The 12,455-nt window shown below is 44.1% G+C and carries 13 protein-coding genes; all 13 read right to left on the bottom strand.

Annotated features, from left to right (window positions below; translation table 11 throughout):
• Nucleotides 1-969 (bottom strand): adenosylcobinamide-phosphate synthase CbiB, encoded by a 969-nt coding sequence (gene cbiB, locus ABEY15_RS02265; protein ID WP_429888171.1) that lies wholly within the window; start codon nucleotides 967-969, stop codon nucleotides 1-3.
• Nucleotides 970-1,150: 181 nt separating this feature from the next.
• A complete protein-coding gene (gene cobU / locus ABEY15_RS02260) occupies nucleotides 1,151-1,687 on the bottom strand; it encodes a bifunctional adenosylcobinamide kinase/adenosylcobinamide-phosphate guanylyltransferase (protein ID WP_429888170.1) in 537 nt (178 codons plus the stop codon).
• Nucleotides 1,678-2,787 (bottom strand): threonine-phosphate decarboxylase CobD, encoded by a 1,110-nt coding sequence (gene cobD, locus ABEY15_RS02255; RefSeq protein ID WP_429888168.1) that lies wholly within the window; start codon nucleotides 2,785-2,787, stop codon nucleotides 1,678-1,680. Before cobD ends, cobU begins: the two co-directional genes overlap by 10 nt.
• On the bottom strand, nucleotides 2,787-3,344 hold the full coding sequence (cobO, locus tag ABEY15_RS02250; protein WP_429888166.1) for a cob(I)yrinic acid a,c-diamide adenosyltransferase: 558 nt from the start codon (nucleotides 3,342-3,344) through the stop codon (nucleotides 2,787-2,789). Before cobO ends, cobD begins: the two co-directional genes overlap by 1 nt.
• Before the next feature lie 15 nt (nucleotides 3,345-3,359).
• The gene (locus ABEY15_RS02245) at nucleotides 3,360-3,929 is read right to left on the bottom strand and encodes a nitroreductase family protein (protein WP_429888165.1); all 570 of its coding nucleotides are present in this window, start codon (nucleotides 3,927-3,929) and stop codon (nucleotides 3,360-3,362) included.
• Between the two features lies 1 nt (nucleotide 3,930).
• Nucleotides 3,931-4,716 carry a uroporphyrinogen-III C-methyltransferase gene (gene cobA, locus ABEY15_RS02240; protein WP_429888163.1) on the bottom strand — a complete coding sequence of 262 codons (786 nt, stop codon included), beginning with the start codon at nucleotides 4,714-4,716 and terminating at the stop codon, nucleotides 3,931-3,933.
• Between the two features lie 19 nt (nucleotides 4,717-4,735).
• Complete coding sequence (gene cobT / locus ABEY15_RS02235) at nucleotides 4,736-5,776, bottom strand: nicotinate-nucleotide--dimethylbenzimidazole phosphoribosyltransferase (protein WP_429888162.1); 1,041 nt, start codon at nucleotides 5,774-5,776, stop codon at nucleotides 4,736-4,738.
• Complete coding sequence (locus tag ABEY15_RS02230) at nucleotides 5,769-7,289, bottom strand: cobyric acid synthase (protein WP_429888161.1); 1,521 nt, start codon at nucleotides 7,287-7,289, stop codon at nucleotides 5,769-5,771. Before ABEY15_RS02230 ends, cobT begins: the two co-directional genes overlap by 8 nt.
• Nucleotides 7,282-8,652 (bottom strand): cobyrinate a,c-diamide synthase, encoded by a 1,371-nt coding sequence (locus tag ABEY15_RS02225; protein WP_429888160.1) that lies wholly within the window; start codon nucleotides 8,650-8,652, stop codon nucleotides 7,282-7,284. Before ABEY15_RS02225 ends, ABEY15_RS02230 begins: the two co-directional genes overlap by 8 nt.
• 17 nt (nucleotides 8,653-8,669) lie before the next feature.
• On the bottom strand, nucleotides 8,670-9,791 hold the full coding sequence (locus ABEY15_RS02220) for a cobalt-precorrin 5A hydrolase (RefSeq protein ID WP_429888159.1): 1,122 nt from the start codon (nucleotides 9,789-9,791) through the stop codon (nucleotides 8,670-8,672).
• Nucleotides 9,791-10,564, bottom strand: coding sequence for a precorrin-4 C(11)-methyltransferase (gene cobM, locus ABEY15_RS02215; protein WP_429888158.1), 774 nt, complete (start codon nucleotides 10,562-10,564; stop codon nucleotides 9,791-9,793). The genes ABEY15_RS02220 and cobM overlap by 1 nt, the downstream gene beginning before the upstream one ends.
• The gene (gene cobI / locus ABEY15_RS02210) at nucleotides 10,561-11,262 is read right to left on the bottom strand and encodes a precorrin-2 C(20)-methyltransferase (RefSeq protein ID WP_429888157.1); all 702 of its coding nucleotides are present in this window, start codon (nucleotides 11,260-11,262) and stop codon (nucleotides 10,561-10,563) included. The genes cobM and cobI overlap by 4 nt, the downstream gene beginning before the upstream one ends.
• Before the next feature lie 2 nt (nucleotides 11,263-11,264).
• Complete coding sequence (gene cbiE / locus ABEY15_RS02205; RefSeq protein ID WP_429888253.1) at nucleotides 11,265-12,455, bottom strand: precorrin-6y C5,15-methyltransferase (decarboxylating) subunit CbiE; 1,191 nt, start codon at nucleotides 12,453-12,455, stop codon at nucleotides 11,265-11,267.

The following is a 12,455-nucleotide window of genomic DNA, read 5'->3' as shown; positions in this document are numbered from 1 at the left end:
CTACTTCATGCTTAGCTCCACTAATATCGAAAGTACCATAAATAACACGACACAAATAATGGAGGTAGTTTTCATAACTGTTACTGTAAGTAAAATATCATCTGCTTTGATCTTCCGTAATGGTTCCCCCATCTTTGCCCGTTCAGAGACTTTTCCGAAATAATAATTCGTTCCTCCAAGTTGAATCTGAAGCGCTCCTGCGATCGTTGCCTCTGGGTAACCGCTATTTGGACTCGGATGAAGTTTAGCATCACGTTTCATCATTTTCCAAGCGCCTAGTACATCGAGACGTTTAATCGAACAAGCAAGCAGCATCATTCCAAACGTTAACCGGGCAGGCACATAGTTTAATAGATCATCTAGTCGGGCCGAGGCCCAGCCTAGGTTTTTATATTTTTCATTCTTATATCCTACCATCGAATCTAACGTATTAACCGCTCGGTACAACATTGCAAGCGGGGCACCCCCGATAAGGGCAAAGCATAACGGTGATATAATGGCATCGACAATGTTTTCGGCTACGGTTTCCACTGCCCCCCTAGAAATTTCACTTTCCTCAAGGTTTTCTGTATCTCGTCCGACAATCATTCCCAGACTTTTTCTTGCAGCCCTTATATCCTGATTTTTCAAGTGTCGGAATACTTCCAAACCTGCATCAGCCAATCCTTTTGTCGCAATGGTTGTAGAAATTAACCAGATTTCCGCAATGATGGCAAAAACATGATTCAACTGATTGATGCCGTAAAGTAGCAAAGCAACGATTAAATAGGTGCCACCAGCAATCAAAATAGGAAATAAGATTCCTGCCAGTTTTAAATACCTTTCCTTTATAGTGAAAAAACGAATCGCTTTTTCCAAACGACTAATAGACTTTCCAATGATGACCACCGGATGTAGTAGCTTTTTGGGGTCACCAATGATTCGATCAATAAGATAAGCAATAATAATATAAATGGCATGAACCAACATCGAATTCTAAAGCCCTCCTAATTTCTTACTACTTCACATGTGGCCTCATAACAAGGCAGCCAACTAACAATCCGATTAATGGAAAAATTAACAGGACCTTTTTTCCAATCGATTTTTGAAACCTCTATCTTCGGAACGGGAATACTAGTGAGTAACATCAGGGCTGCTAGGAACGCATTCATTATTTCAGCCTTAGTGGCAGACCGGAAAAGACGATGTAAGCTTCATCTGCTTCGGCTGCCAATAATTGATTGATTTTCCCTAGAACATCCTGAAAAAAACGCCCCAACGGCGATAAGGCGACACCACCTAGACCTACCTCATTAGAAACGACAATCACATGCTGATGATTTTCTTGTTTCACCTTAATCCAAAGTTCAACTTCCTCTATTAAACTGGTTTTCTTGTTTTCTTCCTTCAGTTCTTGATCTGTTAACCACATGCAATGATTGGACAGCCACGAAGAAATACAATCAACTAAAATAACATCGTAGTCTTGATAGACCGTTTGAACGGAAGTGAGTTCGTTCGGCTCTTCTAATACGCCCCATTCAGTTGGACGCCGCTTCTTATGAATATCTATTCTTTTTTCCATTTCTTGATCGGTTTGAACTCCAAACGCAACATAAAGGACTCGTCCTTCATGGCTGAATGCCAATTGTTCTGCAAATTCACTCTTTCCGGAGCGAATTCCTCCAGTGACATAGATTAGGGGCATGTTGGATTCACCTCTTTGCTTACTTCAATTAAGGCTTGAATCAAGCATTGATTTTCTTCTCCGGTTCGAATCGCAATCCGAAAATCTTGATCCGTTAGCCCCGGATACATGTTACAGGAACGTACTAAGATTCCTTTATGACCCATGCGCCACTGTAATTCAGTTGCCGTGATGCCAGATGTTATCCTAACAAATAGAAAATTCGCTTGTCCTGGAAAAACCTTCCACCCAAGCTTCTCTTCAATGGCTAGTTTGACATAGCTTCTTTGCTCTTGAATTAGGGTAATCGTTGCTTCCTCGTATACCTTTTCGTTTAGGACCGCTTCTCCTGCCAATAGGGCCATTTGGTTGACACTCCAAGTTACTTGTTTCGCCTGTAGCTTTAATATCAAGGTTGGATCGGCCACTAAATACCCCAGACGGAGACCAGGGATCGCATAGAACTTTGTCATCGAGCGAACCAGGATTATCTGTTTCCAACGTTGCAAATCCTCAAGCAACGTGATTCGTGTTTTGATTGGAAGAAAATCAATAAATGCCTCGTCTATTATCAAATATGTATTTGTCTTCTTTGCCTGTTCTGCCATCTCGACAAGTTCTTCCTTCGAATATGTGACACCAGTGGGATTGTTGGGATGTCCAACAAATACAAGATCGGTTTTCGCTATTAATTGAAGGAATTCTGATTGATCAGGCTTAAAATCATTTTCTTCCCTGCCAACCAATGGATTGATGGTAGCACCATTAGCTCTAGCAAGCTGTTCGTATTCCGAGAAGCAAGGATATACAACCCCCACTGTTTCAGGCTGCAATCCTAAAATCGCAAGGGCGATACACTCTGCTGCTCCATTTCCTATCAAAATCTGTTCTGGTGAAACGGAGTGTTTTTCCGCCAGCTTTTGTTTAAGAACACGATGGGCGGGATCGGGATAATGGACGATCGACTCCAGTTGCTCCTTTATCAACTCAATTACACTAGCAGGTGGACCGAGTGGATTAATATTCGCACTGAAATCTAACAGCTGCGATGAATCTTTACCAAACAATTGTTGGGCAGTCAGTAAATCGCCACCATGTCCAAATTTTTCAATATAGTCCATTAAAACTCAATTCCCTTCACGGCAGGAATTCCTTCGTTATAATAATGCTTAACGGGCTTCATTTCGGTTACTAAATCCGCACAAGCGATGATTTCCTCTTTGGCTGACCGTCCGGTAATCACCAAATGCATCCCCTTAGGGCGCTGCTGAATCAACTCAATAACTTCTGTTAACGGAAGGACATCGTCAATCGGGAATTTATCAATTGCGAGCGCATTATTTAGTTCATCTAAAATGACAACATCATAGCTGCCAAACTGGACCTTTTCTTTTGTAAAAGACCACGCGGTTTTTAGTGCTACCCGATGTTCCTCTGGTGTTTTCGTCCACGTAAAGCCGATTCCTGTCTGCACGATTTCAATCCCTAATTTTTCGAACGTAATTTTTTCCCCGTACGTTCGATCAGGCGATTTAATAAATTGAATCATAAGCACCCGTTTTCCCCGGCCTGAGGCACGAACCGCGAGCCCAAGAGCTGCCGTCGTTTTTCCTTTTCCATCACCAGTGTATACTAATGTAAGACCGCGCTTTGCTTTGTTCTCAGTTACCTCTTCCATCCGCTTCACTCCTCCTTACAGCCAGACTGTCTTTTCTTCAAAGGATGTCCGATCCGGCACCATCGCCTTTTTTAATACTTCTGAATCGGGATAACCGATAAACAAATTCCCGATGATTTTCTTGTTTTCGGGTGAGCCAATAAACTCATACATTCGTTGGTCACGAACAAGTCCGACTCCCCTTGTCCGCCAGACCAGACCTAATCCCAATTCTTTTGCAGTAAGCCACATCGAATGGATCGCACAGCATACGGCATATTCATTATCGGCAGATGCCTCTTCGTCGTCTGGAACGATGTCAGCAGTAACGACAATATGGATCGGTGTTGTTTTTAGTACCTTTAACGAGCTTTCGATTAAATTTGGTTTGGTTGGAAAGCGTTCCAATAGATATTCATAGGCCAACGCTTCATAGCGTTTTTTTGCTTCGCCTTTAATCACATAAAAGCTCCATGGTTCACGCATGCGGTCATTCGGTGCCCATGTCGCTGCTTCTAATAAGATGTGAATCTTTTCGTCCTCGACCTCTCGAGCCGCATAATCACGGATCGCTCTTCGGTTTTTGATTTCCGCTAAAATTGACATCTTAGACCCTCCCTATTCCAACTAATTGTTTTTCTTCTGCTTCTTGAAACCAGCGTATTTTCTCGCGAAGACCGACCACATCACCCACGAGAACAATCGCTGGATGAGTAATTCCGGCTTCTAGGACCCGGACTTCGATGTCCTTTAAACTTCCGGTCACCGTTTTCTGCTTGGCTGTGGTCCCCCATTGGATAATGGCGGCTTTTGTATCGGGACTTTTTCCGTTCTCTATTAATCGCGAAACAATATAAGGTAAATTCCCAATTCCCATATAAAAGGCAATCGTATCAATTCCTTGAGCGAGAGCTGACCAATTTAATTGATCCCCATCCTTTTCCGCACGACTGTGGCCAGTGACAATCGCGAAGGTGGAAGCATAATCGCGGTGGGTCACCGGAATTCCGGCATAAGCAGGCGCAGCAATACCAGCTGTAATCCCCGGTATTATTTCATAGTGAATCCCATGTTCTACAAGAATTTCTGCTTCTTCACCGACACGGCCGAAAATGCAAGGATCGCCTCCTTTTAATCTTGTGACAGTCTTGCCCTGACTGGCTTTTTCAATTAACAGCTGGTGAATTTGATCTTGAATGATCTGATGTTTCCCCGGCTGTTTTCCGCAAAATATCAACTCTGCTTCCGCCTTTGCATACTTCAACAGTTCCTCATTTACTAAACGGTCATATAAAATCACATCCGCCTGTTGGATACACTCCATCCCGTAAACCGTAATCAGCTTAGGGTCTCCTGGTCCAGCACCAACAAGATACACTTTTCCATTTGTCATCTTCTCGCTCCTTCCTAAATTACTCATTTGAAATTCCAGCCGATGCAAAGGTGGCCATTTCTTTCAGCATTAGGGCCGCTGATTGTAAGATTGGAAAGGCCACTGTTGCCCCACTTCCTTCTCCTAGCCTCAAATCTAAATCAAGTAGTGGCTTCTTGCCTAATAACTGCAGCGCAACTTCATGTCCAGGCTCGACGGAACGATGGCCGACAATCATATACTCCGCTACTGTCTCACAGATTTCCCTTGCCAATAGAGCTGCAATCGTGCAAATAAACCCATCTACCAATATCGGAATCCGGTTTTGAGCAGCGGAGAGCATTGCACCTGTCATTCCGGCTATTTCCAAACCGCCAATTTTTGCTAAGATATCGATGGGATCCTTCCGGTCAGGGTTTCTTTCCTTTAGCGCCCTTGTGATGACCTCTTGTTTATGGCGAATTTTTTCTTGTGCAATCCCTGTACCTCGGCCGACGAGTACATCGATTTCCTGCCCACTTAAAACCGCTGCAATCGCACTGCTTGACGTCGTATTACCGATCCCCATTTCACCAACAATTAGGCATTTGATTCCCTGTTGAATCATCTGTTCCGCTCGTTCATAGCCAACGGCGATGGCTTGTTCGGCCTCTTCTCTTGTTAATGCATCCTGTTGGCAAAAATTGTTGGTTCCATAACGAATTTTTCGATTCACAAACCCGTCGGCTTCAATATCTGCTGCCACACCGATATCGACGACTTCAAACATGGCTCCGATTTGCCGGCTAAAAACATTGATGGCCGCACCGCTTTTTAAAAAATTTTTGACCATTTGCACGGTAACTTCCTGCGGGAAAGCGGACACCCCTTCTTCGACTACACCATGATCAGCGGCAAAAACTATTACACCGGGTGGTGACACGACCGGGAATGCTTCAGATGTTATTTCCGACAGATGAATGGCTAATTCCTCTAATCTCCCCAAACTGCCCGGAGGTTTGGTTAACGTATCGATATACTCACGAACTTGCCTTCCCATTTCTCTGTCAAGAGGCTGGATTCCTGTTATTACGCTATTCATTGGGTGATCTCCTTTTTTGATAATCCTTCATTAATTGTTCAATTGCATCCAGTTTAACGTGTCCCCTTACATGTTCTGCCAGACTGTCAAATGCTTCTTCCCGTAATTGGTTAAAAGATGGGCGCATGTGGATGGGCTCCAGTCCCTTTTTATGGCGGAGCTGATTGAGTAATTCCTCTCGAAATTCATCATTATGGAATATCCCATGAAAATAAGTGCCAATGATGGTTTCGTCTGGGGAATGACAACCATCCCATTTTTCATTTGTAAAAATAAGACCTTGGGACGCTCCTGTCGCCACGGTTTCACCCATATGAATCTCGTAACCTGTCACATGAAAGTTTTTTCCGAAAAGATGCAAATTCCCATTTGATAGGATCGTCGTCTTTTCTTTCGTAATGGTAGTTCCAATTGGCAGTAACTGAAGACCTTCGATTTCTTTATGGAGAGACTCGATCGCCAACGGATCCTCGATGTTATCACCGAGCATTTGATAGCCGCCGCAGATCCCAAAAAGAACGGAGTGTTTCTTTTTGAGTAATTCTGCTATTTTTTGAGCGATGCCGCTCTTTCGTAAAAACAGCAAATCTTCAATTGTATTCTTGCTGCCCGGAAGAATGACTAAATCTGGATTGTGTAATTGATCCGCTCTCGTTATAAAACGGACATGACAATCCGGCTCAGCAAAAAACGGGTCGACATCTGTGAAATTGGAGATTTTCGGATACTGAATGACCGCGATATCCAATTCTTTTTCAGTATTTTGAGTATATGTATATTGATTTAAAATCACGGAATCTTCGGCATCAATATTTAGATTCTCCAAGTATGGAATCACGCCGAGAATGGGTTTTCCTGTATACTCCTCAAACCACGTTAATCCAGATTCTAGCAGGCGGAGATCTCCGCGGAATTTATTGATAATTACACCAATTACACGATCGCGGTCCTCTGGTTCCATCAGCTGAAGAGTTCCTACTAAACTAGCAAACACTCCGCCTTTCTCGATATCCCCAATTAAAATCACAGGGGCATCCGCCATTTTGGCGACCCGCATATTAACCATTTCCCGGTCATTCAGATTAATCTCAGCCGGACTACCAGCCCCTTCAATGACAATTCGTTCATAATTTTGGGACAGGCTAGACAGTGATTGTTGAATAAGTTCCATTCCCGTTTGAAAGAATTCCCGGCGGTAACTTCCTGCTTCCATATTTTTATATGGTTTACCATGGACGACAATTTGGGATTGATTATCCCGGTTCGGCTTTAGTAGAATCGGGTTCATATCAGTGGTTGCCTGAATACATGCTGCCTCGGCCTGAACACCTTGTGCTCTGCCGATTTCTTTTCCATCCACTGTGATATAGGAATTTAACGCCATATTTTGTGATTTAAACGGAACCGTTTTATATCCGTCCTGGGCGAAAATCCGGCAAAAGGCGGTCACTACAACACTTTTGCCGACATCCGAATTGGTACCTTGAAACATAATTGGAAGAGCTTTAGTCATTTTGTTTAAACTCCTTACATTTCTTCACCCAATTTTCCACCAGCTCAGGGCATGAACCAAAATGAAAGTGGGTATAACCTGCAATTAAATTACCTTTCCGATAGCCCTCCTGCTTAAATCCACGCATTCCTTTCGTTTGGTAGGCCGGTTCAAAAACCGTTCTCGGATGAAAGGTGGAGTAGTGAAATTCATGGCCTCTTGCAATCAGGTTTCCCGCTAACAAGAAATTTTCTTCTTCTGCAGTGATTTCCCGGTATCCCAAAGCAGCTAGTTTTGTCTGCATTTTCACCTTTCCAGGAATGATACCGACCATTTTGTAACTCCTTTCATCGGTTGTTTCCAACGATTCAGTTAAGTACATAAACCCACCGCATTCCGCCAAGGTTGGCAGTCCTTTTTCAATGGCCGTTCGAATCGAGTTGTTTACCTCTGTCTGTTTTGTCAGCTCCTCCGCAAATTCCTCTGGGAAACCGCCACCGATATACAATCCATCGACTTGTTCCGGCAGGCATTCACCTTTTATTGGAGAGAACTCGATTAGCTCGGCTCCGGCAGCTGCTAACATGTCGAGGTTTTCCTGATAGTAAAAATTAAAAGCGGCATCTCGTGCGACTGCAATTTTTACAGTTGCCTGCTCAGCTCTTTTAAACTGGGATTCTTTTATCTTTAAAAGGGGGGCTTGTGCCAAGTCATATATAGAATCTACATCAACGGTTTCAAGGACTAAATCACCTAGTTGATCAAAAAATGGATTCAATTCACCCCGTTCAACGGATGGTATCAATCCTAAATGCCGTTCCGGAATCGAGAGTTCCTCGTTTCTTTTCAAATAGCCAAGGACGGGAATACCGCATTCTTGTTCAATCGCGGATTGAACGATTTTAAAATGCCGTTCGCTACCCACCCGATTGGCGATCACCCCGACAATATTGGCTTCCTTCAGAAACGTTTGAAATCCCTTCACAATGGCCGCCGCACTACGGGCCATGCTGGCACAATTCACGACCAAAATGACCGGACTTTCGGTGACGAGACTGATTTCGGCGGTTGATCCTGTATTATTTAGAGGATTTTTCCCATCAAAGAATCCCATTACTCCTTCGATGACGGAAATATCCGCCTCATTACTTGAACGGGTGACAATTTCCTTAACCATCTCGTGGTTGAGCATCCAGCTGTCAATGTTTCTTGACGTTCTCCCCGTGACGGCCGTATGATAGGTCGGGTCTATATAATCTGGACCGCATTTATAGCCCTGGACGGTATAGCCCTTTTTCTTTAAAGCAGACATTAGCCCAATTGTCAGCGTCGTTTTTCCGACACCGCTGCCTGTCCCTGCAATCACAAGTCTACGAGTAGACATTCTATTTCCCTCCTCTCTCAATAGGGAATCACCGCTACTGATATGGTGACATTACCTGATTTCTTCTTTATCAACGTTAGATGTTCCGCTGCGCTGTACAATAAAGCAGCCGGCTCACTGACGCCGTATGCACCGGTAAATTTAAAGACTGTTTCAGAAGGGTTCTGAAGTTTAATCGAATTCAATTCAGCAGGGGTGTAATAAATAAACTCCCAGCGGTTTTTTTTCGCCACTTCAAGCAGTCCCGCTTCATCCTTTTTTAGATCAATCGTGCAAACCGCTTTGACACTTTTTTTTGAAAACCCTAATTCCTCAAGCGTTTCGTCGATTACTGCTTCGATTTCCGCTGCAGTGGTCCCACGGTTGCAGCCCAATCCAAGGACGATCACCTTTGGTCGAAATAAAACACCATTATGTAAAATGTCCGTTTCGTCTTCGTATAAATTCCGATGGGTTACTACTAAGGCAGCATCTGGCTTTGCGGCCAGCGCTTCTTGGATCGATGAATACGCCTGAATATTTCCTGGTAGCGGCCGGTCATATGGCCACCAGTCTTTTTCGCCTGACTCCTGAACCACGGCGATTTTTTCTTCGTTCACAACTGAAGCGCTAACGGGCGTCAGCTTATCAGCCGAGTCCCAGATCCAGCCAAATCGTTTTCCGAACAAATCAACTGCAATCGTTTCCTGTACATCTGAAGCTGTGGTAATAATGGGACGGGCCTGTAGAGTGGCCGCCACTTCTTTCGTTAGTTCATTGGCACCGCCGATATGGCCTGACAGCACGCTGATCACATGTTCGCCCTTATCGTCGATAACGACAACCGCAGGATCTGTTTTCTTATCCTTTAAAATAGGTGCAATCATTCGTACCACGGCTCCAAGGGAAATGATGATGATCAGCCCCTTATAGGCCTCGAAAAGAGTGGGTAGAAGAAGGCGAACGCTTCCGGTAAATAACTGGATGTCCTTGTTCTTCTCATCTCCTCTTTCAAACTTCGCCATATAGTACACATCGGCATTTTGAAACGAATGTCCCAGCTTGCGGGCCAGTTTGACCCCATGCTTTGTAATGGCGACAACCGCATAGTCCCCCTTCTGCTGGATGACCGCACTTTGCGCTTCTTGGAGCTCGATCATTACGATTCCACCCCCCTGCGGAATCCGTGTGTAAACGTTTTGTCATACAGCTTGGAACGATAATCTTGTTCGTGGATGTTTTCATCTAGTGCCCATCCGGCTAAAATCATTGCCTGTTTACGAATCCCGTTTACCCGCATATCCTCGTCCAAGTGTTCCAGTGTGGTCCGGACAATTTTTTGATCCGGCCACGACGCTTTATAAACAACCGCAACAGGAGTATCCTTGCTCCAGCCAGCCCCGGTCAATTCCTTGACAAGTTTCTTCGTTAAAGTCGCACTTAAGAAAAGCGAAATCGTGCAATGATGTTTTGCTAAATCCGCCAGCTTTTCAAATTCTGGCACAGGTGTCCTACCCTCGGCTCTTGTCAGGATCACGGTTTGGGTTAAATCTGGAATCGTCAGCTCAGCTTGAGCGGCCGCGGCGGCCGCAAACACAGAGCTCACACCTGGAACAATCTCTATTTCGATTCCTCTCTTCTTTAACAAGACGATTTGTTCCATAATCGCCCCATAGACAGCCGGATCGCCCGTGTGGACACGAACGACCTTTTTCCCTTGCAGGATTCGGTCGGCCATGACGTCAACCATCTCTTCTAAGTGCATCCCGGCGGTTTTCATTATTTCGGCGGAAGGTTTTGCTTTAGCAATTAAGTCTTCGTTCACAAGAGAATCCGCGTATAGAATGACATCTGCCTCCTGAAGATGCTGAAGACCTTTTACCGTAATTAAATCAGGATCGCCCGGTCCGGCGCCAATGATATAAAGCTTCATTTTCTCACCACCATTAGTGTTAAATATTCAAGTTCTGCTCCTTCAAGCTCATCTGCCCTCCAAATAATTTCTTCATTAGATGTTACCTTTGTGACGACAGAAGCCTTGTCAAGCAAATCTAAATCACGTAATACTTCTAGCATTAAATCAATCACTTTTGCTACTTTTATAAAAATGACACAATCATTGTCTTGAATGACTTTTTTCATAGTTTCGTAGTCATCCCGTGCTGGAACAATCGCCACATGTTCATCCCCATCTGCCAATGGAATTCCAAGCCTAGATGCCGCCCCATTAATGGACGATATCCCCGGAACAACTTCAATCGGAACTTGCGGATACTTCTCCTGCATCAAACGCATCATATGAATAAACGTACTGTATAAAAGAGGGTCCCCTTCAGTTACAAAAGCGACATCCTTTCCCTCCTGCAGCTTAGCCCATACATTTTCCACGGTTTCCGTCCATTTTCTTTCCAATGTGACTGGATCCTTTGTCATCGGAAAGACAAGTCCCAGCATTTCTTTTTCATTCGGCTGAAAATAGACATCAATGATTCGATGGGCATAACTTTTGCTGCCCTTTTGTTTTTTTGGATAGGCAATCACTGGTGATTCCTTTAATTTACGAAACGCCTTAACGGTAATAAGTTCTGGATCCCCTGGGCCAACCCCAAGGCCGTATAATGTACCTAACATGTTTACTCCCCTTCCTTGCGCCATGCTTCTATTATGTAAATCGGATTTAATGCATCAAATCTTGTCAGATTCAAAATGGGCTTACTTCTGGATATTTGAGCAAGAGTAATGTTCGTCTCATAGCCCCGCCCTTTAAACAAAAGCATCGCTTCTGAAAGATTTTCAATCGTGACAGCATTTAAGACAATGCGCCCACACGCTTTCAAGCGGCTACAGCAAATATCCAAAATGTCTTCCATCCCGCCTGCCGTCCCGCCAATAAAAACCGCATCCGGATCCGGGAAGGTTTCTAATCCCTCTGGTGCTTTTCCATGGACGAGTGTTGCATCTACACGGAACTTTGCTAAATTTTGCTTACAGTTTTCTAGGTCGCCCTCGTTCTTTTCGATAGCAAACACTTGTCCTTCCCTGGCGCTTTTCGCTGCCTCAATCGCAACAGAACCTGTGCATGTCCCAATATCCCAAACTGTGCTATCTTCTTTTAACCTTAGGGCACTAACGCTTAGTGTGCGAATTTCCTTTTTTGTAATTAAGCCCTTATCTGGTTTACGCTGTAAAAATTCCGAATCGTCAATGCCGATCGGCCAATGTGGGCTTTCACCCTTTTTCTTAAGAATTACTACATTGAGCGGTGAAAACTCTTCATCCTTCATTTCAGTAAGGGTAAACCAGTGGCATCGTTCCTGGTCACTGCCAAGGTTCTCGCCCACAAATGCCTCATATTCAGTCATGCCAAAGGAAAGCAAATACTGAGCGATTTTATTTGGCGAATTTTCTGTGTCGGTTAAGATTGCGACTGTTTTTTTCCCATCGACTCGCTGTGCCAGCCCTTTTATACTCCTACCATGAACACTAGTAAAATAAGCATCCTGCCATCTTTCTTTCATTCTGGCAAAAGCAAGCTGGATTGAACTTAAATATGGATAAATATCCAAATCGATTTTAGAAGATAAATAGCTTCCAATTCCATAAAACAACGGGTCTCCGGAAGCTAGAATCACTACGTTTCTCGTTTCCGATTGCAACCGTTCCACTAGAGAATTAAGCCCGCCTTCAATCGCCATTTTTTCGCCGGCGAATTCAGGAAAAAAAGAAAGCTGTCTCTTTCCTCCTATTAATAGTTCACATTCATTAATCCACTTTTCGTACATCGGGAGCAGGCCTACTTTCCCTTCGTCCCCAATGCCGATCAT

Origin of the sequence: Gottfriedia acidiceleris (assembly GCF_050457485.1) — a bacterium.
Taxonomy (GTDB): domain Bacteria; phylum Bacillota; class Bacilli; order Bacillales; family Bacillaceae_G; genus Gottfriedia; species Gottfriedia acidiceleris_D.
The sequence above is the reverse complement of the archived record's forward strand: the minus strand, read 5'-3'. Positions and strand labels throughout refer to the sequence as shown.

Excerpts from the sequence above, each read along its gene's own strand:
- cbiB (WP_429888171.1), bottom strand. The coding sequence starts at position 969 with ATGTTGGTTCATGCCATTTATATTATTATTGCTTATCTTATTGATCGA.
- cobU (WP_429888170.1), bottom strand. The coding sequence starts at position 1,687 with ATGCCCCTAATCTATGTCACTGGAGGAATTCGCTCCGGAAAGAGTGAA.
- cobD (WP_429888168.1), bottom strand. The coding sequence starts at position 2,787 with ATGGACTATATTGAAAAATTTGGACATGGTGGCGATTTACTGACTGCC.
- cobO (WP_429888166.1), bottom strand. The coding sequence starts at position 3,344 with ATGGAAGAGGTAACTGAGAACAAAGCAAAGCGCGGTCTTACATTAGTA.
- ABEY15_RS02245 (WP_429888165.1), bottom strand. The coding sequence starts at position 3,929 with ATGTCAATTTTAGCGGAAATCAAAAACCGAAGAGCGATCCGTGATTAT.
- cobA (WP_429888163.1), bottom strand. The coding sequence starts at position 4,716 with ATGACAAATGGAAAAGTGTATCTTGTTGGTGCTGGACCAGGAGACCCT.
- cobT (WP_429888162.1), bottom strand. The coding sequence starts at position 5,776 with ATGAATAGCGTAATAACAGGAATCCAGCCTCTTGACAGAGAAATGGGA.
- ABEY15_RS02230 (WP_429888161.1), bottom strand. The coding sequence starts at position 7,289 with ATGACTAAAGCTCTTCCAATTATGTTTCAAGGTACCAATTCGGATGTC.
- ABEY15_RS02225 (WP_429888160.1), bottom strand. The coding sequence starts at position 8,652 with ATGTCTACTCGTAGACTTGTGATTGCAGGGACAGGCAGCGGTGTCGGA.
- ABEY15_RS02220 (WP_429888159.1), bottom strand. The coding sequence starts at position 9,791 with ATGATCGAGCTCCAAGAAGCGCAAAGTGCGGTCATCCAGCAGAAGGGG.
- cobM (WP_429888158.1), bottom strand. The coding sequence starts at position 10,564 with ATGAAGCTTTATATCATTGGCGCCGGACCGGGCGATCCTGATTTAATT.
- cobI (WP_429888157.1), bottom strand. The coding sequence starts at position 11,262 with ATGTTAGGTACATTATACGGCCTTGGGGTTGGCCCAGGGGATCCAGAA.
- cbiE (WP_429888253.1), bottom strand. The coding sequence starts at position 12,455 with ATGATCGGCATTGGGGACGAAGGGAAAGTAGGCCTGCTCCCGATGTAC.